At 67.1% G+C, this 25,163-nt stretch carries 21 protein-coding genes; 10 read left to right on the top strand and 11 right to left on the bottom strand.

From position 1 onward, the window contains the following. Positions 1 to 133: 133 nt before the first annotated feature. Together dnaN and dnaA are read right to left on the bottom strand one after the other, a co-directional pair. The gene (gene dnaN, locus ACIREO_RS31395; RefSeq protein WP_033296764.1) at positions 134 to 1,264 is read right to left on the bottom strand and encodes a DNA polymerase III subunit beta; all 1,131 of its coding nucleotides are present in this window, start codon (positions 1,262 to 1,264) and stop codon (positions 134 to 136) included. 1,021 nt (positions 1,265 to 2,285) lie between these two features. Next, positions 2,286 to 4,076 (bottom strand): chromosomal replication initiator protein DnaA, encoded by a 1,791-nt coding sequence (dnaA, locus tag ACIREO_RS31390; RefSeq protein WP_404116314.1) that lies wholly within the window; start codon positions 4,074 to 4,076, stop codon positions 2,286 to 2,288. Positions 4,077 to 4,456: 380 nt separating this feature from the next. Between dnaA and rpmH the strand changes: the two genes are divergently transcribed. The 9 genes from rpmH to ACIREO_RS31345 all read left to right on the top strand — a co-directional run bounded on the left by rpmH (position 4,457) and on the right by ACIREO_RS31345 (position 11,372). After that, a complete protein-coding gene (rpmH, locus tag ACIREO_RS31385; protein WP_078850492.1) occupies positions 4,457 to 4,594 on the top strand; it encodes a 50S ribosomal protein L34 in 138 nt (45 codons plus the stop codon). 18 nt (positions 4,595 to 4,612) lie between these two features. Continuing rightward, positions 4,613 to 4,984 (top strand): ribonuclease P protein component, encoded by a 372-nt coding sequence (rnpA, locus tag ACIREO_RS31380; RefSeq protein ID WP_404116312.1) that lies wholly within the window; start codon positions 4,613 to 4,615, stop codon positions 4,982 to 4,984. Continuing rightward, positions 4,981 to 5,340, top strand: coding sequence for a membrane protein insertion efficiency factor YidD (yidD, locus tag ACIREO_RS31375; RefSeq protein ID WP_404116310.1), 360 nt, complete (start codon positions 4,981 to 4,983; stop codon positions 5,338 to 5,340). The genes rnpA and yidD overlap by 4 nt, the downstream gene beginning before the upstream one ends. 3 nt (positions 5,341 to 5,343) lie before the next feature. Further along, positions 5,344 to 6,612 (top strand): membrane protein insertase YidC, encoded by a 1,269-nt coding sequence (yidC, locus tag ACIREO_RS31370; RefSeq protein WP_404116308.1) that lies wholly within the window; start codon positions 5,344 to 5,346, stop codon positions 6,610 to 6,612. Positions 6,613 to 6,626: 14 nt separating this feature from the next. After that, on the top strand, positions 6,627 to 7,136 hold the full coding sequence (locus ACIREO_RS31365; protein WP_404116306.1) for a protein jag: 510 nt from the start codon (positions 6,627 to 6,629) through the stop codon (positions 7,134 to 7,136). 99 nt (positions 7,137 to 7,235) lie between these two features. Next, positions 7,236 to 7,952, top strand: a complete 717-nt coding sequence (rsmG, locus tag ACIREO_RS31360) for a 16S rRNA (guanine(527)-N(7))-methyltransferase RsmG (protein WP_404116304.1) — start codon at positions 7,236 to 7,238, stop codon at positions 7,950 to 7,952. A gap of 304 nt (positions 7,953 to 8,256) precedes the next feature. Further along, the gene (locus ACIREO_RS31355; RefSeq protein WP_404116409.1) at positions 8,257 to 9,351 is read left to right on the top strand and encodes a ParA family protein; all 1,095 of its coding nucleotides are present in this window, start codon (positions 8,257 to 8,259) and stop codon (positions 9,349 to 9,351) included. After that, on the top strand, positions 9,348 to 10,448 hold the full coding sequence (locus tag ACIREO_RS31350) for a ParB/RepB/Spo0J family partition protein (protein ID WP_404116302.1): 1,101 nt from the start codon (positions 9,348 to 9,350) through the stop codon (positions 10,446 to 10,448). The genes ACIREO_RS31355 and ACIREO_RS31350 overlap by 4 nt, the downstream gene beginning before the upstream one ends. A gap of 306 nt (positions 10,449 to 10,754) precedes the next feature. After that, entirely contained in the window at positions 10,755 to 11,372 is a 618-nt protein-coding gene (locus ACIREO_RS31345) for a GNAT family N-acetyltransferase (RefSeq protein ID WP_404116300.1), read from the top strand. Between the two features lie 81 nt (positions 11,373 to 11,453). Here ACIREO_RS31345 and trxA read toward each other — a convergent pair whose 3' ends face one another. From trxA to ACIREO_RS31310, 7 genes are all read right to left on the bottom strand, one after another. After that, a complete protein-coding gene (gene trxA, locus ACIREO_RS31340) occupies positions 11,454 to 11,789 on the bottom strand; it encodes a thioredoxin (protein WP_404116298.1) in 336 nt (111 codons plus the stop codon). 44 nt (positions 11,790 to 11,833) lie between these two features. Beyond that, the gene (gene trxB / locus ACIREO_RS31335; protein ID WP_404116296.1) at positions 11,834 to 12,805 is read right to left on the bottom strand and encodes a thioredoxin-disulfide reductase; all 972 of its coding nucleotides are present in this window, start codon (positions 12,803 to 12,805) and stop codon (positions 11,834 to 11,836) included. Between the two features lie 126 nt (positions 12,806 to 12,931). Beyond that, complete coding sequence (locus ACIREO_RS31330) at positions 12,932 to 13,849, bottom strand: anti-sigma factor family protein (RefSeq protein WP_404116294.1); 918 nt, start codon at positions 13,847 to 13,849, stop codon at positions 12,932 to 12,934. Continuing rightward, positions 13,846 to 14,550 (bottom strand): RNA polymerase sigma factor SigM, encoded by a 705-nt coding sequence (sigM, locus tag ACIREO_RS31325; protein WP_404116292.1) that lies wholly within the window; start codon positions 14,548 to 14,550, stop codon positions 13,846 to 13,848. The genes ACIREO_RS31330 and sigM overlap by 4 nt, the downstream gene beginning before the upstream one ends. Before the next feature lie 45 nt (positions 14,551 to 14,595). After that, positions 14,596 to 16,296 carry a serine/threonine protein kinase gene (locus ACIREO_RS31320; protein ID WP_404116290.1) on the bottom strand — a complete coding sequence of 567 codons (1,701 nt, stop codon included), beginning with the start codon at positions 16,294 to 16,296 and terminating at the stop codon, positions 14,596 to 14,598. 129 nt (positions 16,297 to 16,425) lie between these two features. Then, positions 16,426 to 18,585, bottom strand: a complete 2,160-nt coding sequence (gene murJ / locus ACIREO_RS31315; protein ID WP_404116289.1) for a murein biosynthesis integral membrane protein MurJ — start codon at positions 18,583 to 18,585, stop codon at positions 16,426 to 16,428. Positions 18,586 to 18,634: 49 nt separating this feature from the next. Beyond that, a complete protein-coding gene (locus tag ACIREO_RS31310; RefSeq protein ID WP_404116287.1) occupies positions 18,635 to 20,932 on the bottom strand; it encodes a DUF6049 family protein in 2,298 nt (765 codons plus the stop codon). A gap of 180 nt (positions 20,933 to 21,112) precedes the next feature. Here ACIREO_RS31310 and ACIREO_RS31305 point away from each other — a divergent pair, with 180 nt between their 5' ends. After that, complete coding sequence (locus tag ACIREO_RS31305; protein WP_404116285.1) at positions 21,113 to 22,555, top strand: CCA tRNA nucleotidyltransferase; 1,443 nt, start codon at positions 21,113 to 21,115, stop codon at positions 22,553 to 22,555. Positions 22,556 to 22,685: 130 nt separating this feature from the next. Here ACIREO_RS31305 and ACIREO_RS31300 read toward each other — a convergent pair whose 3' ends face one another. Continuing rightward, positions 22,686 to 23,975, bottom strand: a complete 1,290-nt coding sequence (locus ACIREO_RS31300; protein ID WP_404116283.1) for an MFS transporter — start codon at positions 23,973 to 23,975, stop codon at positions 22,686 to 22,688. Positions 23,976 to 24,068: 93 nt separating this feature from the next. Further along, positions 24,069 to 25,151: an inositol-3-phosphate synthase gene (locus ACIREO_RS31295; protein ID WP_404116281.1), complete on the bottom strand. Its 1,083-nt coding sequence runs from the start codon at positions 25,149 to 25,151 to the stop codon at positions 24,069 to 24,071. Positions 25,152 to 25,163 lie beyond the last annotated feature (12 nt).

Here is a 25,163-nt window from a genome sequence, read left to right as displayed (position 1 = left end):
ATTCGTACCCGGGACCGAGCCTACGCCCGGCCGGGACGGCACGGCGGGGTGCAGCACGGTGGGCACGCTCTGCGCTGAGCCTGCCCGCCTGGAGCTGCGATGACGGGTGCGACCCCCGGATCAGCCGCCCGGATCAGCCGGAGAGGCGGACCGGCATGATCAGGTACTTGTAGGCGTCGTCCGCCTCCGCGTCGACGGCAGGCCTGCCGCTGAGCAGGGCGGGCTTGGTCGACGTCGTGAAGGACAGCTGGGCGACCGGGGAGTCGATCGCGCTGAGCCCGTCCAGCAGGAAGGTCGGGTTGAAGGCGATCGAGATGTCGTCGCCCTCCAGCACGGCGTCGACACGCTCCACAGCCTGTGCGTCGTCGCTCGAACCGGCCTCGAGGATGAGTACACCCTGCTCGAAGCTGAGCCGCACCGGGGTGTTGCGCTCGGCCACGAGGGCCACACGCTTGACGGCCTCGACGAACGGGGCGGTCTCGATGACCGCGACCGAGTTGAACTCGGTGGGGAAGAGCGTGCGGTACTTCGGCAGGTCACCCTCGAGCAGTCGGGTGGTCGTACGGCGGCCTGCGCCCTCGAACCCGATGAGCCCTTCGCCCGCACCCGAGCCGGACAGTGCCAGCGTCACCGTGTCACCGCTGGTCAGTGCCTTCGCGGTGTCCAGGAGCGTCTTGGCGGGCACCAGGGCCACTGCCGAGGCGTCCGGGTTCTCCGGCTTCCACAGGAACTCACGGACCGCGAAGCGGTAGCGGTCGGTCGACGCGAGGGTGACGGTGTCGCCCTCGATCTCGATCCGGACGCCGGTCAGGACGGGCAGGGTGTCGTCACGTCCCGCCGCGATGGCTACCTGCGCAGCAGCGGAGGCGAAGACCTCCCCAGGGACGGTGCCCGTGGCCGTCGGCATCTGCGGCAGCGCCGGGTACTCCTCCACAGGCAGTGTGTGGAGTGTGAACCGCGACGAGCCACAGACCACCGTGGCCCGTACACCGTCTGTGGAGATCTCCACCGGCCGGTTCGGCAGGGCGCGGCAGATGTCGGCGAGCAGACGGCCGGAGACGAGCACCGTGCCGTCCTCCTCGACCTCCGCGTCCACCGAGACCTTGGCCGACACCTCGTAGTCGAAGCTCGAGAAGCTGAGAGCCCCGTCCTCGGCCTTCAGCAGAAGGCCCGCGAGAACGGGCGCCGGCGGACGGGCCGGAAGGCTGCGGGCCACCCAGGCCACTGCCTCCGCGAGTACATCGCGCTCCACCCGGATCTTCACCGGAACCGCCTCCTGCTGTTGCTCGCTCGCCCTGCTGGCCTTCGTCGTCTGACCGGGGCTCCCCGCCGAGGGGCTGGGGACACCACCGGGGTCCAGTCTGACGTACGGCACCGACACTCGTTGCTGCTCGGGGTCAAGTCGCGCCAAGAGGTTCGCCGAGCTCGCCACTCGAGTTGTGCACAGGCCCCACTTCGAAGCGGATTCCTGGCTAACTCTGAGTGGTAGTAGTAGTAGGCCCTGTGGAAACCGTGGATAACGTCGTTTTCGCAGGTCAGGTGCGGTTTTTTGTCCACCGACCCTGTGGGTGACACCGGTGGACAACCGAGCGTTTCTGTGGACACGCGAAAGTTCTGCACACCCGATGCACAGGGCGGGGGTACTTCTCCCCAGGGCTGTCCCCAGCTTTACCCACGTTCCCCACAGCCCAACCGAGGGTCCTCGTGTGACGCCTTTCACTCTTGGCAGTGAAAGCGGGTGTCGGGTTGCCGAACAGTGGACAGGGGTGTGGAGAAGCTGGGGACAACCGGGCCCTGCCTGTGGGCCGCCGGTGGACAACATCATTCGGACCCTGTGGACGAAATTTCTGTCCACAGGCTGTGGATCATCGTTGACCACAAATCCCCAGGCATGTGACCTGGCCTGATGGAGTATCGGCAGCTGACCCTGTGGATGCAATCTGGACAACTTCGCAGTCCCCAGGCTGTGGACGCCAGATTCCTCGTACTTCTGTGGAGAAGGGTCCGCCCGAGGCCCGTATTCGAACACTTCGTAGGCGCCCAGCCCTCGTGCAGGCCGTCGACCGGAGCGGGAGCGGGTGCTCCGAGGGGGCCTGAGGCCGGCCCCAGAGCTCGTACGTGGCGTTCCTGGCGTCGCTCTCAGCGGCTCCTGACGAGACGAGCTCAGCTGCTCGTGACGACGCGATCAGCTGATCGTGACGACGAAAAGGCACCCCATGAGGACGACGTACGGTCCTCGTGGGGCGCCCGGGGTGCGCTGTGACAGTCCGGCTGCTGCCGGCGCGTCAGCCGTTCTTGATGCGGTTGGTGAGCTCCGTGACCTGGTTGTAGATGGAACGCCGCTCCGCCATCAGGGCTCGGATCTTCCGGTCGGCGTGCATCACCGTGGTGTGGTCGCGCCCGCCGAACTGGGCACCGATCTTGGGCAGGGAGAGATCCGTCAGCTCGCGGCACAGGTACATGGCGATCTGGCGTGCCGTCACCAGGACGCGGCTGCGTGAGGATCCGCAGAGGTCCTCCACCGTCAGTCCGAAGTAGTCCGCGGTCGCCGCCATGATGGCCGGCGCGGTGATCTCGGGAGCCGAGTCCTCACCGCCCGGGATCAGGTCCTTGAGCACGATCTCGGTCAGGCCGAGATCCACCGGCTGCCGGTTCAGGCTCGCGAAGGCGGTCACACGGATGAGAGCGCCCTCCAGCTCGCGGATGTTGCGCGAGATGCGGGAGGCGATGAACTCGAGTACCTCGGGCGGGGCGTTGAGCTGCTCCTGCACGGCCTTCTTGCGGAGGATCGCGATGCGTGTCTCCAGCTCGGGCGGCTGCACATCGGTGGTGAGGCCCCACTCGAACCGGTTGCGCAGCCTGTCCTCGAGGGTCACGAGCTGCTTGGGCGGCCGGTCCGAGGAGAGCACGATCTGCTTGTTGGCGTTGTGGAGCGTGTTGAAGGTGTGGAAGAACTCCTCCTGCGTCGACTCCTTGCTCGCCAGGAACTGGATGTCGTCGACCAGGAGGATGTCCACGTCGCGGTAACGCTTGCGGAAGGTGTCGCCCTTGCCGTCGCGGATCGAGTTGATGAACTCGTTGGTGAACTCCTCTGAGCTCACGTACCGCACGCGGGTGCCCGGGTAGAGGCTTCGCGCGTAGTGCCCGATGGCGTGCAGCAGGTGGGTCTTGCCGAGCCCCGACTCCCCATAGATGAAGAGGGGGTTGTACGCCTTCGCGGGTGCCTCGGCGACGGCGACCGCCGCCGCGTGTGCGAAACGGTTGGACGCGCCGATCACGAAGGTGTCGAAGAGGTACTTCGGATTCAGCCGGGCGTGCGGCTCGCCGGTCCCGGGCGGGGGTGCGGACTGCGTGCCCATGGGGCCGCCGCCGGCCCTCCCGGTCCCGGGGCCGCCCTGGCGGTGCTGGTGCTGGGGCTGCTGGTCCTGCAGATCGTGGCGGTCGCGGCTGTCCCGCTGCTGCTCGTAGCCCTGGTGCTCGGGCGGCTGCGGGCGGTAGTCGTGCTGCGGCTGCTGGGGGCGCGGGCTCGCATACGGGTCGCGGTCCTGGTAGCCGCCGTGCCGGGGCTGCCAGGAGAGGTCCTCCTGGACGCGGGGCCAGGCGCCGGGCTCGGGGCGGTGCTGCTGGTAGTCCGGGTAGGCGGGGCGGGCCGTCGGCATGCCGTCGTCGGAGGGCCTGGGGCCGTAGCCGTCGTACCCGTTGTTACGCGAGGGCTCGTCGTGCTGCGGCCCCTGGTATCGGTGGGACTGCTGCCCTTGGTGGGGCTGGTGCATCGGGGGCGCCGGCGGAGCCGGGGGCTCGCCCGCGGAATCGTCGACGGTGATCGCGATCCGGATCGGCCGCCCGCACTCACGGGTCAGCGTCTCGCTGATCAGCGGCGCGAGCCGGCCCTCCAGGACGCGCTTGCCCCACTCGTTGGGTACGGCCAGCAGCGCGGTGTCAGCGACGAGTGCCAGAGGCTGGCAGCGCTCGATCCACTGCTTGTCCTTCGGCTCGATGCCCTGCTGGCCCTCCCCGAGGAGTTGTTCCAGCACTCGCGGCCACACTGCGGCAAGATCGGCAGGTACGTCAGCCACAAGGCACGCTCTCTCGCATGTCCCACGAATGTGTGCTTCTCGGGACGGATGGGTCGGGTCGGGTGAGGCCCGGCAGGGAGGAAGGAAAAGAACCGGAGTTCAGCCACGGTAGTCAGGCCGACCCGCGCGGTTCAAGTTGTTGTCCACAGGCTGTGTACAGCAGGGGGTGGTGCGGAGCCGGTTTGACCGGATGGCGTAGCCGCGCGTACCGTGACCAGGTCGAGTTGTCGATGGCTGCTGCCGCCTGCCTCCGATGGGCAAACATCACGATCTGTGATTGTGAAGCGGTGCACTAAGGCGTTTACGCGAGTTCCTCGTGGGCGCACGGTGACAGCCAGGCGATGTCCCGCCAACACACGAATCATTTCTGGAGCCCCCGAGTGAGCAAGCGCACCTTCCAGCCGAACAACCGTCGTCGCGCCAAGACCCATGGCTTCCGACTGCGCATGCGTACCCGTGCCGGCCGCGCGATTCTCGCGAACCGCCGTGGCAAGGGTCGCACCAACCTGTCCGCCTGATCGCGGTCAGGTCATGACGTGCTGCCTACCGAGAATCGGCTGAGGCGGCGCGAGGACTTCGCAGCCGCTGTACGCCGGGGACGTCGGGCCGGACGCCCGCTACTCGTCGTGCATCTAAGCAGCGGTGTTACGGACCCGCACGTGACAGGGGAGAGCGTTCCCCCGCCGCGTGCGGGTTTCGTTGTCAGCAAAGCAGTGGGTGGAGCAGTCGTTCGCACCGCGGTGAAGCGGAAGCTTCGTCATCTGGTCCGCGATCGGCTTGCTCAGCTGCCCCCCGGTAGCCTTGTTGTCGTACGAGCGCTGCCCGGATCGGGTGACGCCGACCATGCACAGCTGTCCCGAGACCTGGACGCCGCCCTTCAGCGGCTGCTGGGAAGGGGTGCGCGATGAAGTACCCGCTGCTGGCTCTTATCAAGCTGTATCAGTGGACGATCAGCCCTCTCCTCGGGCCCGTCTGCCGCTACTACCCGTCGTGTTCCCACTATGGATATACGGCGATCGACCGGCACGGTGCGATCAAGGGAACCGCGCTGACCGCATGGCGCATCCTGCGTTGCAATCCGTGGTCACCCGGCGGCGTGGATCACGTACCGCCACGCAAACGTCCGCGTTGGCACGAAATGCTGCGCAGCTGTGTGCGTGGCGGCAAGGGCGGGGACTCCGCCGCCGATGTGCCTTCCAGGGGGTCGGTCTCCGAACCCCTGAGCCCGGCCACAGAGACCTCGCCCAAAGCTCAAGGAGCCTGATTAGTGGACACGATTGCCAGTCTGTTCAGCTTTATCACCACACCTGTTTCGTGGGTCATCGTCCAGTTCCACAAGCTGTACGGAGCGCTCTTCGGCGATGACACGGGATGGGCCTGGGGCCTGTCCATCGTGTCCCTGGTGATCCTGATCCGAATCTGCCTGATCCCGCTCTTCGTGAAGCAGATCAAGTCGACGCGGAACATGCAGGTGCTCCAGCCGAAGATGAAGGCGATCCAGGAGCGCTACAAGAACGACAAGCAGCGTCAGTCCGAAGAGATGATGAAGCTGTACAAGGAGACGGGTACCAACCCGCTCTCCTCGTGCCTTCCCATCCTGGCGCAGTCGCCGTTCTTCTTCGCCCTGTATCACGTGCTCTCGGCCATCGCCTCGGGCAAGACGATCGGTGTCATCGACCAGCCCCTGCTGGACAGTGCCCGTCAGGCACACATCTTCGGTGCTCCGCTGGCCGCGAAGTTCATGGACAGCGAAGAGAAGGTGCAGGCGCTCGGCGCCTCCCTGACCGACGTCCGTGTCGTGACCGCGATCATGATCGTGATGATGTCCGCGTCGCAGTTCTTCACCCAGCGCCAGCTGATGACGAAGAACGTCGACCTGACGGTCAAGACCCCGTACATGCAGCAGCAGAAGATGCTGATGTACATCTTCCCGCTGATCTTCGCCGTCATGGGTATCAACTTCCCCGTCGGTGTTCTCGTGTACTGGCTGACCACGAACGTCTGGACCATGGGTCAGCAGATGTACGTGATCAACCAGAACCCCACCCCGGGCAGCAAGGCGCAGGACCAGTACCTGAGCCGTGTGCTGAAGAGTGTGACCGCGCATGGTGAGGTGCGGGGCCGTACACGGCGCAACACCGTCAAGCGGATCGTCGTCAAGGGTCCCGACCGCAACGACATCGAGCGCAAGTTCATCACCGGTCTGGGCAAGCTCGGCCTTGCCGCGCAGGAGGACGGAACGGTCGCGAAGAGCGAAGCCGCCGTTCTCGAGGCCGAGGGCGGTGCTGCGGCCAAGCGCCAGCAGCCGAAGCGCCAGACCAAGGCGAAGCGTCACACTGCTGCCACGCATCCCGGCACGGAGAAGGACTCCGGCTCCACCGGCTCGGAACCCAAGACCTCGCTGGAGAAGCAGGACGCATCGCAGGACGACAAGCCGAAGCCGGCGGGCAAGCCCGCGGCATCCGGCTCCTCACGCCAAGCCAAGTCCGGACAGCGCAAGGGCCCGCAGCGGCCCAAGCACCCGTCCAAGAAGTAAGAAGGAGTCCATCCGTGACGGAAGGCACCATCACCACGGCCGCTGAGGGCAGCGACACTCTGACCCGCCTCGAACAGGAGGGGGAGATCGCGGCTGACTACCTCGAAGGCCTGCTCGACATCGCCGACCTCGACGGCGACATCGACATGGACGTGGAGGCGGACCGGGCCGCGGTCTCGATCATCAGCGACTCGGCGCGTGACCTGGAGAAGCTTGTGGGCCGCGATGGTGAGGTGCTGGAGGCGCTCCAGGAGCTGACGCGCCTGGCCGTTCACCGCGAGACCGGCGACCGCAGCCGACTGATGTTGGACATCGGTGGCTTCCGTGCCAAGAAGCGCGAGGTGCTCGCGGCGCTGGGCGCCAAGGCCGCGGATGAGGTCAAGAGCTCGGGTGAGCCGGTCAAGCTGGAGCCGATGACGCCGTTCGAGCGCAAGGTCGTGCACGATGCGATCGCGGCGGCAGGTCTGCGCAGCGAGTCCGAGGGCGAGGAGCCCCAGCGCTTCGTTGTCGTTCTCCCGGCCTGACCGGATCCTTGTACTGTCGGCCCCGTCTGTTCGCAGGCGGGGCCGATCTTTGTCAGCCTGATAGTCAGCGTGCTAGAGCGGTACGGAAGGACGGTCCCCGTGACGGAGGAAGCAGAGCTCCCCCAGGCGCCCGAGGAGGCGCAAGCGGTATTCGGTGAGTTCTTGCCAGAGGCTGTCAGGTACGCGGAGCTGCTGGCCGATGCGGGCGTCAAGCGAGGGCTGATCGGCCCGCGCGAGGTGCCGCGCCTGTGGGAACGCCACCTGCTGAACTGCGCGGTGCTGTCCGAGGTGGTCCCCGAAGGCGTCACTGTGTGCGATGTGGGGTCGGGGGCCGGCCTTCCAGGTATCCCGCTGGCGCTGGTGCGCCCCGACCTGAAGATCACGTTGCTCGAGCCGCTACTGCGGCGCACGAACTTCCTCCAGGAGGTCGTCGAGCTCCTGGGGCTGGATCATGTGACGGTCGTCCGTGGCAGGGCCGAAGAAGTGCTCGGAACGCTGCAGCCTGTTCATGTGGTGACGGCCCGGGCAGTCGCCCCGCTCGACCGGCTCGCCGGATGGGGCGTGCCCCTGCTCCGCCCGTACGGGGAGATGCTGGCGCTCAAGGGGGGTACGGCCGAGGAAGAGATCCATGGAGCCCGGGCCGCTCTGAGCAAGCTCGGAGTGGTGGAGACCGAGGTGCTGCACGTCGGCGAGGGCCTGGTTGATCCGACGGCCACCGTGGTGCGTGTGGTGGTCGGTGAGAGCCCGGGCGGTGTGAGGTTCGCCGCAAAGCGAGCCAAGGCCGCACGGGTGAGCCGGACGCGACGACGGCGATGAGTGTCGGCCGAGCGACAGCTCGACCGGACCTTTTTGCGCCCTTTGGTCACTTTCTGTGTCTTTCGCGCAGATGCTCCATGCAAGCAGCGATATCCGCTGTCTGCGGAGTGTCGGGAGTCTGCCGCTGTACTGCACAGGCATCGTGTTTCACGTGAAACGTCGCTCTCTGTTGCAGGGAATCATCGGTCGCGGTCGCACGGCTGCCGCGCCGCGCGACCGCAAGCCCGTACGGGCTACCAAGTTGTCCACAGAACCGGATTCATCCACAGAAGAGTCGGCCTCGCTGGTTCGCGACCCCGAAAGCATGGCAGGCTCTGTTCATTGCGAGCCTGAAGTCGAGGAGAGTGAATCCTTGCGGTCCGACGCCAACATCGCGGGACCGATGACCGACCCGGTCCCCGGTCCCCGTACCGAGTCCCTGGGGGACGGTGTTTCACGTGAAACACCGCCTCCAATGGACGACACACCCATTGGTCGTGCGGCTCAGCTGGCGGTCGAGGCCCTCGGCCGCGCCGGCGAGGGGCTGCCACGGCCAGACCGGACACGCGTCATGGTCGTGGCCAACCAGAAGGGCGGTGTGGGGAAGACGACCTCGACGGTCAATCTCGCCGCCTCGCTCGCGCTGCACGGCGCACGCGTCCTGGTGGTGGACCTCGATCCGCAGGGGAATGCCTCCACCGCTCTGGGGATCGACCATCACGCGGAAGTCCCCTCAATCTACGACGTACTGGTGGAGAGCATGCCGCTCTCCGAAGTGGTTCAGCCTGTCCCGGATGTCGAAGGTCTTTTCTGTGCGCCTGCGACCATCGATCTCGCCGGTGCGGAGATCGAGCTGGTATCGCTGGTGGCGCGGGAGAGCCGTCTGCAGCGGGCGATCCAGGCGTATGACCAGCCGCTGGACTACATCCTCATCGACTGCCCACCCTCGCTCGGTCTGCTGACAGTCAACGCCCTTGTAGCCGGGGCAGAGGTGCTCATCCCGATTCAGTGCGAGTACTACGCGCTCGAGGGCCTCGGGCAGCTGCTTCGTAACGTCGATCTGGTCCGGGGACATCTGAACCCTGATCTTCACGTCTCGACGATCCTGCTCACCATGTACGACGGCAGGACCAGGCTTGCTTCACAGGTCGCGGAGGAGGTGCGCAGTCATTTCGGCAAAGAGGTGTTGCGCACCAGCATCCCGCGCTCGGTGCGTATCTCGGAGGCTCCCAGCTACGGGCAGACCGTCTTGACATACGATCCGGGCTCCAGCGGGTCTCTGTCCTACCTCGAGGCGGCCCGTGAGATCGCGCTGAGAGGCGTCGGGGTGCACTACGAGGCCCAGCACGCCCCGGCGGGCGGGCCCGCCCACACGGGCGTCCAGAACAGCCAGCAGAGTCATTCGGAGGGCATGCAGTGAGCGAGCGTCGTAGAGGGCTGGGGCGTGGGCTCGGTGCACTGATCCCCGCAGCTCCACAGGAGAAGCAGGTCGCGAGTCCTGCGGGCGGTACGAACGTGGGGGGCGCGTCCCCCGTCATGACCGCGGAGCGTGGGGTGGCCGCCGCGAAGCTGGCCGCGCTTCCTTCCGGCGCAATGGTCCCGGAGCCGAGCTCTCCTGTCGGCGAGCTGGAGCCCGCCGCTGGGCAGACCGACTCGGCCGGGGCGTACTTCGCCGAGATTCCCCTCACTTCGATCACGTCGAACCCGAGGCAGCCCCGTGAGGTCTTCGACGAGGATGCTCTGGCCGAGCTGGTCACCTCCATCAAGGAGGTCGGTCTTCTCCAGCCCGTCGTCGTACGCAAGGTCGACGAGGATCGCTACGAGCTCATCATGGGTGAGCGCCGTTGGAGGGCGTGCGGCGAAGCCGGTCTGGAGCGCATCCCCGCCATCGTCCGTGCGACCGATGACGAGAAGCTGCTTCTCGACGCACTCCTGGAGAACCTGCACCGAGCTCAGCTGAACCCCTTGGAGGAGGCAGCGGCGTACGACCAGTTGCTGAAGGACTTCAAGTGCACGCACGATCAGCTGGCGGACCGGATCGGCCGGTCCCGCCCGCAGGTGTCGAACACGCTCCGTCTGCTGCGGCTTTCCCCGTCGGTGCAGCGCCGGGTTGCGGCGGGAGTCCTCTCAGCAGGACATGCGAGGGCCCTGCTGTCGGTCGATGACTCCGAGGAGCAGGACAGGCTGGCGCACCGCATTGTTGCCGAAGGGCTGTCGGTGCGCGCGGTCGAGGAGATCGTGAATCTTCTCGGATCCGAGCCGACGAGTTCCGCGAAGCCTCGGGGTCCCAGGGCCGGCGGTCGGGTCTCGCCGGCTCTGACCGATCTGGCTTCGCGCCTCTCCGATCGGTTCGAGACGCGGGTGAAGGTCGATCTGGGGCAGAAGAAGGGGAAGATCGTCGTCGAGTTCGCCTCGATGGAGGATCTGGACCGCATTCTTGGCAGCCTTGCTCCGGGTGAGGGACGGGTGCTGGAACAGAGCACCGAGGACGAGCAGGCTGATGCTGACGAGGCCTGAGCCTGCTGGACGACAACGGGCGGGCCGAGTTCCGGGCAGTTATCCGGAACTCGGTCCGCCCTTTGCCGTCTCTCGGTATCCCCATCACCTCTGGGTGGATACGATGCGTTCTGGTATGGCGTATCCACCACCGTGATCCACCTCAGAGGAGGCGGGGGCCGTGCGATCAGTGAATCGCAGCCACCTGGTGACAGTCGGTTTGGGGCTTGGTGCTGTCGGGGGGTTCGTCGGCAGCCTGTTCCGAGAACGGAGTGCGCTGGCATCCGCACGTGATGCGGCGGGCGAAGGAAGTGAGGAACCGCCTACATGGGGCGACGGCTCGTACCGCTCACACTGGACAACCTTCCGGATCTCCCCAGGCGCTGCCGCTCGTGTGTCTTCTGGGAACTTGATCCGGTCAGCGGGGAAGCTGCGATAAAGGCAGGCAGACCCGAACTCGAGAAGGAAGCCTGGATCTCCGCCGTGCTGCTGGAGTGGGGCTCCTGCGGCAGGGTCGTCTACGTGGACGATGTCGCGGCCGGCTTCGTTCTTTATGCGCCGCCCGCGTACGTCCCCCGGTCTACCGCGTTTCCCACCAGCCCCGTATCCCCCGATGCAGTGCAGCTGATGACCGCTTTGATCGTGCCGGGATTCCAGGGGCAAGGGCTGGGCCGCGTGATCGTGCAGACGGCTGCCAAGGACTTGCTGCGACGCGGCTTCAAGGCGATTGAGGCCTTTGGTGACGCCCGATGGAAGGAACCGGCGTGTGTGCTCCCGGCGGATCACCTGCTCGCGGTCGGCTTCAAGACGGTGCGCCCTCATCCCGCGCATCCTCGGCTGAGGCTTGAGCTGCGCACCACGCTTTCCTGGAAGGAAGACGTTGAGCTGGCCCTGGAAAGGCTGCTGGGGGCGGTACAGAAGGAACCCGCACTGCGTCCCCTCTGACTCTCGACGCGGATGGCTCAGGCTCACGTGAAACGGGCCCACCCCGAAGGGTGGGCCCGTTTCACGTGAAACAGTCAGTCTCTACTTCTGAGCGATGAAGCTCTCGAGGTCGCGGAGAATCGCTGCCTTCGGCTTGGCGCCGACGATGGTCTTGGCGACCTCGCCGCCCTGGTACACGTTGAGCGTGGGGATCGACATCACGCCGTACTTTGCCGCGGTGGCCGGGTTCTCATCGATGTTGAGCTTGACGATCTCGATCTCGTCGCCGTGCTCAGCCGCGATGGCCTCCAGCGAAGGCGCGATCTGACGGCACGGGCCGCACCAAGCGGCCCAGAAGTCCACCAGTACGGGCTTGTCGTTCTTGAGGACGTCCTCGTCGAAGGAGTCGTCGGTTACGTTCTTCAGGGCGCCGGCCACGGCGACCTCCTTAGCTTCGCAGGGGTGTGGTTCGGGGGATGCAGTCAGGCTGCCGGGGTCTTCTCCGGCTCGGCGAGCTGCTCGTCGGAGAGAGCTGCCAGGAATCGCTCTGCGTCGAGAGCCGCGGAGCAGCCCGTACCGGCGGCTGTGATGGCCTGTCGGTAGGTGTGGTCGACGACATCGCCGGCGCCGAAGACACCCTTCAGGTTGGTGCGCGTCGAGGGGGCCTCCACCTTGAGGTAGCCCTCGTCGTCGAGGTCGAGCTGACCCTTGAAGAGCTCCGTGCGGGGGTCGTGGCCGACAGCGATGAACAGGCCAGTCACCGGAAGCTCGGAGGTCTCCCCGGTCTTGGTGTTGCGCAGAGTGAGGCTGGAGAGCTTCTGGTCTCCGTGGACCGTGGCGACCTCGCTGTCCCAGGCGAACTTGATCTTCGGATCGGCGAAGGCTCGCTCCTGCATGGCCTTGGAGGCCCGCAGGGAGTCACGGCGGTGCAGGATCGTGACGGACTTGGCGAACCGGGAGAGGAAGGTCGCCTCTTCCATGGCAGTGTCGCCGCCGCCGACCACGGCGATGTCCTGGTCCTTGAAGAAGAAGCCGTCGCAGGTCGCACACCAGGAGACGCCGCGCCCGGAGAGCGCGTCCTCGTTGGGCAGGCCGAGCTTGCGGTGCTGAGATCCCGTGGTGACGATGACGGCCTTGGCAAGGTGCACCGTGCCTGCGGTGTCCGTAACGGTCTTGACATCTCCGGAGAGGTCGACGGAGATCACATCGTCGGGGATGAGCTCGGCGCCGAAGCGCTCAGCCTGGGCACGCATGTTGTCCATGAGCTCAGGGCCCATGATTCCGTCCTGGAAGCCCGGGAAGTTCTCCACGTCGGTGGTGTTCATCAGCGCACCGCCTGCGGTGACGGCGCCCTCGAACACCAGCGGCTTCAGCGACGCGCGAGCGGTGTACAGGGCGGCGGTGTAACCAGCCGGCCCGGAGCCGATGATGATCACATTACGGACGTCGCTCACGGGTTCTTCCTCGTCTCTACAGACTGCCTGCTACCTACTGGGGCCGGTTCAACGACTCTCACCCCACCCAACGGATCCTACGGGGCCTGCATTCCCGAAATGCGGGTCCGGCTCCCGGTAAGGCCCTCAGGGGCGTGTGTAGGAGTGTGTGAGCAGCAGCTGTCCCTTTGTCGCGGGCGTGGAATCCACGCAGGCTGCGTCGATGACATAGGCCTGGATGCGACTCGAGTCGGTCGCGTCGGGCAGCACGACCAGGAAGGCGGCTGTCCCCTCGTAGCTGCCCTTTTCCATGGCCAGAGCAGGTGCGTCCCGGCCGGTGCCCTGCTGGACGCAGGGCGGAACATCCACGACTGGTGCGAACAAGGGCGTGCGGGGGGACGCGTCCCCGGGAGACAGGTCTCCCGGGGACGACTTGGTATCCAGAGACGGCTTGGCCGAGGCGTCGTCCGGAGACCCGGAGGCCGTCGACTCACTCAGAAGCGTATGGACACGGCCTTCCAGCGTGCCTTCCGAGAAGTCCCCTTGGCTCTTCTCTGCGGCGCTGACTCCGCGGTCGGGCATCGTGCCGGACGAATCCTGGGACACCTGGAGGGACTGGAGCAGGAAGACGCTCATGCCGACGGCCGCGGCACCGAAGGCGGTGCCGAGGATTACGGTGCGGCGTCGACGGCGAGCCGGACTCCGGCCGGGCCCGGTGGCCCCACGAGGACGACCCGCGGGCCGGGGAGCTGCCACGCCATCCGTTGTTGTTTCACGTGAAACGGGAGCGGCTGCGGCGGGTACCGAAGCGGGGTGGGCGGCTTCCGAGGCCAGTGCCGCGTCGATCCGGGCAGCTACGTCGTCAGGCATGTGCGCGCTGAGGGGCCCTGCCGCCCCCAGCAGGGAGCGGACCTCTTCCAGTGAGGAGTGGATGTCGGCGCACTCTTCGCAGGTGTTGATGTGTTCGCGGAGTGCTGCCTCACGGGACGGTGTGAGCAGTCCCTCGGTGAGGTCGGAGATCTCCGAGACGTCCGGGTGCTGAGCCGTGTCGGCTGTGGATGTCATGCGGTCCCACCTCCACCCTTTACGCCGGCAGGATCACCGTCGCCTGCGTCTCTCGGTCCTGACGCCGGTGGGACGGATGGCCCCTTCGTCCGGTTCCTTTCCATGGAGAGGTCCTTTCCGTCCTCTCTGCTACTGCGCAGATGGGTCAGCAGGGGGAGCAGTCTGGCCCGGCCGCGCGCACAGCGGCTCTTCACGGTGCCCGTCGGTACGTCGAGGATGCGGGCAGCCTCCGCAACGGGGTAGGCCTGCATATCCACCAGGACGAGTGCGGCCCGCTGTTCGGCGGGGAGGGTGGCCAGTGCGGCCAGGAGTTCTCGGTGCAGGTCCTGCCGTTCGGCGGGAGCCTCGGCGGATTCGTGAGGTTCCATGAGCTGGTCGAGCCGCTCGGTGTCCTCGACCGGTGCGGTCTTCCGGGAGGCCGCCTTGCGGGCACGGTCGAGACAGGCATTGACAGTGATCCTGTGCAGCCACGTGGTGACGGCCGACTGGCCACGGAAGGTATGCGCGGCACGGAACGCGGAGACAAGGGCGTCCTGCACGGCGTCGGCGGCCTCTTCGCGGTCGCCGAGCGTACGAAGCGCCACGGCCCAGAGGCGGTCACGGTGTCGTCGCACGAGCTCACCGAAGGCGTCCGCTTCGCCTGCGACGTGCCGCGTCAGGAGGTCCTGATCGCTGATGTCGGCGAATCTGGCGTCGTTCAACGGTGAGCCCCCTCCCCTGGTGCCTTCAGCTGTGCCCTGGCGCCGTCAGCTCGTGATCTTGATGTCCGAGACCTTGCCCCTGTAGTTGCCGTCGTCGCTCAGAGGCAGTTTGGTCAGCCAGACCAGAACGTACCGCGCCTGCACCGGCTTGTCGGGCTTGAGGGACACCTTTGTTCCGGATCCCTTCGCGGCCTTGGTGAAACCGCCAGGCAGCTGAGGAAAGGACGAGTCCTCGGTTGTCCTCAGCTCGACGGAAGTGGGGCCGCCGAGGAAGGTCACCTGGACGTTGCCCACCTGCTGAACCTTGCCGAGGTCGAGAACGACTCCGACGCCTTCCTTGAGCCGTCCGAAGTCGGCGCTGAAGTAGCCGTCGGTGCTCCAGTAGGAGCTCGTGTCCCCGTCGTAGACGTTCTTTATCGAGGCGGGCTTCTCGGAACCGTCCGAGCCGAGCGGATCGTAGTCCTGGGCTCCGGCGATGGTGACGGGCTTGCTGGGCTCGACGGCGTTGTTGTCGTCAGCCCCGTCCTCGGCGGTCTGTGTAGGGGCCGGGTCCCCGGAGTCGTTGCTCCGGTTGAGGACGGTTTCTGCGAGCTGCCAGCTACCGAGGCCCAGAGCGGCGATGAGCAGCGCGGACACGGCCCACTTGAGGGCCTTGCCGGTACGGCTCTGGAGAGGGGGCGGAGGAGCTGCGATGACAGGCTGGGTGGCTGAGGTGGGCCGCACCGACGGGCGTCCGTAGGTGCCCTGCTGATACGTCGTGCGCTGGTACTCGGGCGGCGCGGTGAAAGCGGGCTCCGGGGGCAGGATGCGCGGCATGGCCGCGACGGCCTTGGCCAACTCGTCCGGGGTGGTGCACGGCTGTTCCTGCCGTGATGCGGTCGCTCCGTCGTTGGCGAGCGCGCGCATGGCGAGCTCGGACAGACCTCGGTGGACGCCGGCCCGGACCTGGTCCGGGGGAATCAGACCCAGGTCCTTGGGGAGCCCGGAGAGGCCGTACGCGTCGCTCTCGTAGGGCCAGCGTCGGGTCAGAGCCGCATAGAGCAGTGCGCCGATGGCCTCGGTGTCGGTGCGTAGTGGCTGATCGGCTGTGATGCCGCGCAGAGCGGCGTTCACGGCGAGGCCGCGGATCCGGTACTGGCCGGTCGAGCTGCGCAGTACGGCGCCGGGCGTGAGGCGCAGATGCGCGAGCCCTTCGCGGTGTGCGGCGGCCATGGCCTGGGAGATCTGGCTCACGAGCTGGTAGGCATCGTGAGCTTCGAAGGGGCCTGCGGCCAGCAGTGCCGTGAGCTCGGTGGCGTCGGGGAGCCATTCGTGGACGACGTAGACGAGGGCGTCCTCCTCCACCGCGTCCAGGACCTGGACGAAGCGGGGGTCACCCAGCAGCGCGGAGGAGCGGGCCGCGGCCAGCACCGAGCGGGCGCGCGGGTGATCGGCGGGCAGCAGATGAACTCCTACTGCTCGCCGTAGTTTCTCGTCCACAGCACGCCAGCTGCTGAATCCGTCCAGTCGGGTGACGCACTCTTCGAGGCGGTACCGTCCGGCCAGCTTGTGACCGCTGTGCAGGTCGGGCGACGCCGGCACGGTGTCCGAGCTGTCCCGCCCGCTCTCCGCGTCCTGCGAGCTTGCGCCCTCTGAGTCCTGGGTTTGTGCCGTCCCGTCGGTCGTGGCCGCGTCCGCCTTGGCGGTCAGCGGCTCGTCGCCGCTGTTGTCGGCCACGTCGACAGCAGCCGTGCTACGTTCCGCCACCGTCGTTCCTGCCTCCCCATCCGTTGCGCGATGCCAGCCAGCTCTGCACAGTCACGCCAATTGTGCCCACACTCCGGCGCTATGCACGACACGCGGTGTCCAGCGATGGTTGTGCGGCTCGGAGCGTGTTCAGCGTCCGAGCCGTCCCCGGACCATGCCGACCATGCCGTTGAGCTCTTCGATGCGCATCTTCTTCGCCGCGACGAAGAAGATGCCCAGCAGGACGACGCTGCCACAGACCAGTGCCACCACGGAACCGCCGGCGCCTTCGCCGAGAGCCTTCAGGAGAGCGAAGCCCACACCGCCGCCGACCACTGCGGCAGGGATCGCTGCCAGGCAGAGACGGGCGTAGGTGCGCACCACACGCGCTCCGTCGAGGTCGCCGCCGAGTCGGTTGCTGAGACGTCGCCAGGCGATGCCGACACCGACCGCGTAGGCCAGCCCGTAGGAGGCCGCCATTCCCACGACTGCCCACTGGGCCGGAAGAATCACGTAGCAGAGGGCAGAGGCCGCAGCATTGACCGCTGCGACGATGACCGTGTTGTAGAAGGGGGTGCGGGTGTCCTCGTACGCGTAGAAGCCGCGGAGCACGACGTACTGCACGGAGTACGGGATGAGTCCGAGGCCGAACGCCATCAGGATGAATCCCATGGACCGTGCGGCCTCGGTGCCGCTGGATGCGTAGAGCAGGGTGCACATCGGCAGGCCGAGCGCGAGGAAGGTGAATGCGACCGGCACGATGGCCACCGCGGAGTTGCGCAGACCTTGCGAGATGTCGTCGCGAACGGCCCCGGGGTCGTTGTCATGGGCGGCACGGGAGATGCGGGGCAACAGGGCGGCCATGACGGAGACGGTGATGATGGCCTGAGGCATGCCCCAGATCAGCTGGGCGTTGGAGTAGGCGAGGAAGCCCGAACCGTCCCTGCCGGCGAGTTTGCCCGCAGAGGTCGCCAGCTGGGTGACTACCAGCACGCCCGCCTGGTTGGCCAGGACGAACAGGACCGTCCACTTGGCGAGCTTGACCGTCTTGCCGAGCCCGTGGCCTTTCCAGTCGAAGCGGGGACGGAAACGGAATCCGGCCTCGCGGAGGTACGGGATCATGGCCAGGGCCTGGACCACCAGGCCGAGCAGCGTGCCGATACCCAGGAGCCGGACGCCCTCCGGCGGAATCGTCTCCACGCCCATCCGGGATTCGGCCGAGGTGCCGTAGACCCAGATGAACAGGCCGAACGTGAAGATCATGACGACGTTGTTGAGGACCGGGGTCCACATCATCGCGCCGAACTTTCCGCGGGCGTTGAGGATCTGGCCCATCACCACATGGACGCCCATGAAGAAGATGGTCGGCAGGCAGTAGCGGGCGAAGGTGACCGCCACCGTGTCGGCTGCCGGCTCGTTCGCGATCGTGCTCGACATGAGGTGCACCAGCTGCGGAGCTGCGAACACAGCGATCACGACGATGACGCCGAGCGCGACCATGACGAGCGTCAGCAGACGGTTGGCGTACGCCTCGCCGCCGTCCTCGTCGTCCTTCATGGACCGGACGAGCTGGGGCACGAAGACCGAGTTCAGCCCGCCGCCCACAGTGAGGATGTAGATCATCGTCGGCAGGGTGTACGCGATGGTGAAGCTGTCGCCGAGCAGCGCCGCACCCAGCGCCGCGGTGATCACGAGGCTGCGCACGAAGCCGGTGAGCCGGGAAACCAGAGTGCCCGCTGCCATCAGCGCACTGGACTTCAGTATTCCGGCGGCCCGGCCGCCGGACTTCGGCGGCACGGGTGCAGGAGCCGCTTCGGGTTCGGCAGGAGGGCCGGGAGGCCGGCCCGACCCCTCCTGGTCGCGGAAGAGGTGTGCGAAGGCGTCCTGCTCCTCGCGGTCGCCGGAGGCCTGAGTGACGAGGTCGTCCACCCCTACGTACTGGGTGGTCGCGGCGTGGTCGCCGTAGGGAAGGTGCCGGGAGGGGCCTGCGGGCTCCGGTGGCGGCGTCTGGGCCCAGATCCGGGGGTCAGGGGCGTGCTGCGCGGCGGGAGGCTGCTGGTAGAGCGCCTGCGGCTCCTGGTAGGTGCCTGGAGGCGGCGGCGGATGTGAGGCGCGGTCGTAGAGCGCCTCGGCCACCGGATCCTGCGCGGCGAGGTCCTGGGCACGGTACGGGTCGTGGTCGTACGCGTGCTGCAGGTAGGGGTCGGGTACCTCCCCGTCCTGACCGGTGCCCGGTGGCACCGGCGGGCTGCTGGAAGACCCAGCTCCGCCCGCGCCCTGGCCGCGGTCACCGTCGTACGGCGCGTTCATCGAAACCCCACCTTATTGTCCCCGGCCGACAGGCCCCGACAGACATCGCTCAACGGTCCACTTTCTCACCCGGGCCCGACGGGTTCCCGCTTTCCGGACCGGTGTCCGGCGTCGGGTCACTCGGCTGCTCGGGTTCGCCGCCGTTGTTCTCCGCTGCGGCGCCCGCGACGCTGCGCTTGCGATGGGTGTACATCCTGATGCCCGCCAGGACCAGGAGCAGCAGCCCGCCGGCGATCACCAGGAGCACTGTCGGTGTGACTTCCGAGACCTTCACGGTGAAGGTCATCTCTTCGCCGTAGGGCACGCCGTCCTCGGTGAAAAGCCGTGCCGTGACCTGTGCCTGCCCGTTGGCGTTCGCCGTGGCGTCGAATTTCACGGACTGGCTGTGCCCGCCCGCGATCTCGACCGGCTGTTCCGCGACTGCTCTGCCCTCGTTGAGCTTGAGCCGCGTGGCGTTGCCCGACTTCAGACGGAGAACGAGGTGATCGACACCTTGGACCAGCTTGTTCTGCACGGTGACAGGAATCGTGGCGCTGCGCCCTGACAGGGTCACATCGGACTTCGTGATCAGCTGTACCTCGTTGGTGAGGCCCTGCAGATAGGTACGGACGGCGTCACGGTAGCGCTGCGCCTCCAGTGGCCTGCCACGCCACGACGTCGACACGGAGCGGTTGATCGCGTTCCCGAAAGGAGTGACCACGCGGTCGGGCTGCGTGAGGATGACCTGGAAGCTGTTGAGCGAGTCCTGCGTCGTCCTGATGTCCTGGAACGCCTGGGTGGGCAGCTCCTGGTTCCGCAGCCTCTTGGGGTACTGAGAGGCCCCGGGAACCCTTGTGGTGGCTTGCGCGTCGGGCTTCTGTTCGGCCGCCTTGGTCAGGTCGAGGGGCTGCGTCCAGTGCTCGGCCGTGAGGGCTTGCAGGGCGCGCGCCATGCTCTGTGCCTGGGCGGCGGTGGGAGTCCGCTGCGGGGCGACGACGATGCTGCGCTCTTTGTCGGGGGCCTGCTCCGTCACCGCCAGCGTCTGGGCCAGGAATTCCTGGACGGCGAGGGTCGAGGCGCCGGCCTTGGCCATGTCGCCGGTGAACGCGGTGGAGAGCCGGTGGTCGGCGACGACGGCGGTGGTGCCACCGCCGATCGGCCGGGCCGAAGTGGGTGTGTAGGGGAGCCCGCCGGTCTCCTCGAGACTGTCGCTGCGGGCGATCACCTTGTGGGCGCCGGCCGAAGTGGCGACGTCGACGACCGAGGGGTCGATCGCACCGTCGGCCGGCCAGGCGAAGTCGGTGGACGGCTTCACGTGGAGCACGGTCTCCACCGTCGTGCCCGCGACCTCGGTCGCCGTCTGCAGATGGCTGAGGGCGCCCGAGACGTTCTTGCCCCGGTGGGCGATGGACGCGAGATCGGGGTCGGCGAACGGCAGGGCCACCACCGTCCCGTCCTTCACGGCCGCTTGCAGATCCGTGAGCCACTTCTTGGCGATGGTCTGGTTCGTCCCCGCGACGGTGGTGTCACCGGCCTTGACGCGGTAGTTCTTCGTCATCGCATCGACAGAGGCCAGCAGGTCCGGGTCGATCACCCACGTGACAGGGAGCTGTCGCCCCAGTGAGACCAACTGTTCCAGGCGCCCGCCCGGAGCGAGCTCGAGAGCCAGATCGTCATTGGCGAACACAGGGGTCTGCTGTTCGTCGGAACCCGTCTCGGCGGTGATATGAGCCGAAGCGATCAGCGGCCAGAGGTAGGTGAGTTCGGTCTTGCTCCCGGTGTCTTCCGGCTGCCAGGGCAGGAAGGTCCGCTGGAGGCCGAGCACCTGGTCGTAGGTGTAGTCGGTGGTCCGGCCCGTGAGGGAGACCCCGAGCTGATAGACGCCTTCGGTGCCCAGGTCCAGCTTGTCCACCGGAACGGCCAGGGTGAAGTCCTCGCTGACTCCGGACGCGAGCTCGGCGACCTTCAGCGTGTAGGCGCCGCCGAGCTTGGCCGGGTCGCTGCCGGGCAGGTACCCGGTGCGCTTGGCGGCCTCGTCGACCGCCCCCCTGCCGGACAGCCGCGGTCCGACGCGAAGGTCGACCTCGGCGTCCGTGACCGTCTTCTTGCCTCTGTTGGTCAGGGTGCCGGAGACGGTGAGTGTGTCGCCCTCGACCGGTGCGCTGGGTGCGAGCGTGTCCAGGGACACATCCACGGTGTGTGAGCCGGTTGGGGCCTTCGTGGCTACCTCGGCCTGGGCCGAGGGAGCTGCGGGGCCGGCCAGGAGGCCGGCGATCAGTGGTGCCCCGACGATCAAGGAGGCTGTGCGCCGGAGCCACCGGCGGGCAGGGGAGGGATTCATCCCCTGAAAGTCTGCCGCCTCGGCCACGCGTATCCGTCCCTCGTCGTCGTCAGCTGGTGCCGGCCTTGCCGGTCTCTGCGTCCCCGCATGGTAACGATGCGCCCGACGCCTGAGTGCCGGGGACCGTGCCACATGATCGGGAGAGTCTCGCAGGGCCACAAGAAACGATGACGCCCGGGCCGGTCGGTGCACGTACCCTTTTCTGTTGTGCCGAACGCCAACGAAGACAGCCCACGTGCACTGAGTCAGGTGCAGCACCGCGCAGTCAGCGAACTGCTGCGGGTGTCCCCCGTCGCCGATGACCTCGCTAGCCGATTCCAGGAGGCCGGATTCGGCCTCGCCCTGGTGGGCGGGTCGGTCCGCGACGCGTTGCTCGGCAGGCTCGGAAACGACCTGGACTTCACGACCGACGCCCGCCCGGAGGACGTACTCAAGATCGTCCGTCCCTGGGCCGACTCGGTCTGGGAGGTCGGAATCGCCTTCGGCACCGTCGGCTCGCAGAAGGACGGCTACCAGATCGAGGTGACGACTTACCGGTCGGAGGCGTACGACAGGACCTCACGTAAGCCCGAGGTCTCCTACGGCGACTCGATCGAGGAAGACCTCGTGCGCCGTGACTTCACGGTGAACGCCATGGCTGTGGCCCTCCCGCAGAAGGAGTTCATCGACCCGCACGGTGGCCTCGACGACCTCGCTCAGCGTGTCCTGCGCACTCCGGGCACGCCTGAGGCGTCCTTCTCCGATGATCCGCTGCGCATGCTGCGTGCCGCACGCTTTGCCGCACAGCTGGACTTCGAGGTAGCCCCCGATGTCGTGAAGGCGATGAAGGACATGGCGGGACGTATCGAGATCGTCTCGGCCGAGCGGGTCCGTGAGGAACTCAACAAGCTGCTGCTCTCCGGCCACCCCCGTAAGGGTCTGGGGCTTCTCGTGGACACAGGTCTGGCCGACAGAGTGCTGCCCGAGCTCCCCGCCCTGCGCCTGGAAAGTGACGAGCATCACCGTCACAAGGACGTCTATGAGCACTCCTTGACGGTTCTGGAGCAGGCCATCGACCTGGAGGAGGACGGTCCGGACCTCGTGCTGCGCCTCGCAGCCCTGCTTCATGACATCGGGAAGCCGAGGACGCGGCGCTTCGAGAAGGACGGCCGTGTTTCGTTCCACCACCACGAAGTGGTGGGAGCCAAGATGGCCAAGAAGCGGATGACCGAGCTCAAGTACTCCAACGACATGATCAAGGACGTCGCGAAGCTAGTGGAGCTGCATCTGCGCTTCCACGGGTACGGCGACGGGGAATGGACCGACTCCGCGGTGCGCAGGTATGTGCGGGACGCGGGGCCGCTGCTGGCCCGGCTTCACAAGCTGACGCGCTCGGACTGCACGACGCGGAACAAGCGCAAGGCGAACGCCCTGTCGCGCACCTATGACGGACTCGAGGAGCGCATCGCGCAACTGCAGGAACAGGAGCAGCTGGAGGCGATCCGGCCCGATCTGGACGGCAACGAGATCATGGAGATCCTGGGTGTGGGGCCTGGGCCGGTGATCGGTAAGGCTTACTCGTTCCTGCTGGAGTTGCGCTTGGAGAACGGCCCGATGGAGCGCGAGGCCGCAGTCGCCGCCCTCAAGGAATGGTGGGCCTCGCAGGGCTGATGCAGGACGGGCGCTCGATGGACCTCCGGCCGAGGGTCGAGGAATCGGAGTGTTTCACGTGAAACATGACGGCGGGTCGAGCGGGCCAGGCAGTCGGTGAGGGGCGTTGTTTCACGTGAAACAACGCCCCTCATTCCTTGGTGCGGGTGTGCTGGAGCCTGATGTTCGCGCGGCGACGGTGAAGCATGGCCACCGAGACGAGAGCGTAGAGCGCGGCCACGGTGAGCACCACGACGACGGACTGGCCCTCAGGGGGCAGAGCGAGGGCCGACATCGCGGCGGCGGCGACGAACGCGACGTTGAACAGGACGTCATAGAGGGAGAAGACCCGGCCGCGGTAAGCATCGTCCACGGAGGTCTGCACCTCGGTATCCGTCGCGATCTTCGCTCCCTGTGTCACCAGCCCGAGGATGAAGGCCGCCACCAACATGGGCCCGGGCGCGAAAGGGAGCCCCAACGCAGGCTCCAGGAGAGCGGCCGCCCCGGCGCAGCCGGCCAGCCAGCCGTATCGCCCGAAGCGCCCGACCGCCCATGGGGACATGAGGGCCGCGGCGAAGTACCCCGCGGCCGAAGCGCCGAGGGCGAGCCCGAGGAGGGCCAGGCCGTCGGACTCGCTGTCGGACCAGGCGTAGCGGCACAGCATCAGCACCATCACCGTCAGTGCTCCGTAGCAGAAGCGGAGCACCGTTATGGCAGCAAGTACGTACGCGGCGTCCCTGCGTTCGGCCAGATGGCGCAGTCCCGCCACGAGTCCCCGCGCGGTGGTGGAGAGCGCTTCGCGCAGTGGCACATGGTGCAGCTCCCGATCCGGCCCGAGCAGCGTGCGGGGCAAGGTCAGGGAGACCAGTGCGGAGAGAAGGTAGAGGACCGAGCCCAGCAGGACCACGGCGGCATCCGAGCCGTCTGTCAGTAGCTGGATCCCCAGGGCGAGGCCCCCGCCGGCAGTCGCGGACAGTGTGCCGGCCGTCGGGGAGAGGGAGTTGGCGAGGACGAGCCGATCGCTGTCGACGACACGAGGGAGGGCTGCCGACAGTCCGGCCAGCACGAAACGGTTGACGGCGGTGACGCAGAGGGCGGAGACATAGAAGAGCCAGTCCGGAACGGAACTCAGGAGCAGCAGGGCCGTGCAGCAGGCCAGCGCGGCGCGCAGCAGGTTCCCGTACAGGAAGACCTGGCGGCGGGGCCAGCGGTCGAGCAGCACTCCCGCGAACGGTCCGATCAGCGAGTACGGGAGCAGCAGGACCGCCATTGCGGAGGCGATGGCGCCTGGCGATGTCTGCTTCTCGGGTGAGAAGACGACGTAGGTGGCGAGCGCGACCTGATAGACACCGTCGGCCGACTGGGAGAGAAGTCGTACGGCAAGCAGGCGACGGAAGTTCCGAAGGCGCAGGAGTACGCCCAGATCACGCACGACAGGCATGTGTGCAAGGGTCACACATGTGGGGGGTCTCCGGGCGGATTGCCCGGGGACCCCCCACATGGGGAAACGTCGGTGAAGCAGTGACCCGCTGGATCAGCGCTCGACGTCGCCGGCGATGAACCTCTCGACGTTCTCGCGGGCCTCGTCGTCGAAGTACTGCACCGGCGGGGACTTCATGAAGTACGAGGAAGCCGAGAGGATCGGGCCACCGATGCCGCGGTCCTTGGCGATCTTCGCGGCACGCACGGCGTCGATGATGACACCGGCGGAGTTCGGGGAGTCCCAGACCTCGAGCTTGTACTCCAGGTTCAGCGGAACGTCACCGAAGGCGCGGCCCTCCAGACGCACGTACGCCCACTTGCGGTCGTCCAGCCAGGCCACGTAGTCCGAGGGGCCGATGTGGACGTTGTCCGCACCGAGATCGCGGTCACGGATCTGCGAGGTGACGGCCTGCGTCTTCGAGATCTTCTTGGACTCCAGGCGCTCACGCTCGAGCATGTTCTTGAAGTCCATGTTGCCGCCGACGTTCAGCTGCATCGTGCGGTCCAGGATGACGCCCCGGTCCTCGAAGAGCTTCGCCATCACACGGTGCGTGATGGTGGCGCCCACCTGGGACTTGATGTCGTCACCGACGATCGGGACACCCGCCTCGGTGAACTTGTCCGCCCACTCCTTGGTACCGGCGATGAAGACCGGGAGAGCGTTGACGAACGCGACCTTGGCGTCGATGGCGCACTGCGCGTAGAACTTCGCAGCCACCTCGGAACCGACGGGCAGGTAGCAGACGAGGACGTCGACCTGCTGGTCCTTGAGGACCTGGACGATGTCGACCGGGGCGTCGGCCGACTCCTCGATGGTCTCGCGGTAGTACTTGCCCAGGCCGTCGTGGGTGTGGCCGCGCTGAACGGTCACGCCGGTGTTCGGCACGTCGGCGAGCTTGATGGTGTTGTTCTCGCTGGCGCCGATGGCGTCCGCGAGGTCGAGGCCGACCTTCTTCGCGTCGACGTCGAAGGCGGCGACGAACTCGACGTCACTCACGTGGTACTCGCCGAACTGAACGTGCATCAGGCCGGGCACCTTGCCGACCGGATCGGCGTCCTTGTAGTACTCGACGCCCTGCACCAGCGAGGCGGCGCAGTTGCCCACGCCGACGATGGCTACGCGAACCGAACCCATGCCGATTGCTCC

It is taken from the genome of Streptomyces sp. NPDC102441 (assembly GCF_044765585.1).
Lineage (GTDB): Bacteria > Actinomycetota > Actinomycetes > Streptomycetales > Streptomycetaceae > Streptomyces.
This window is presented reverse-complemented; position numbering and strand designations above follow the sequence as displayed.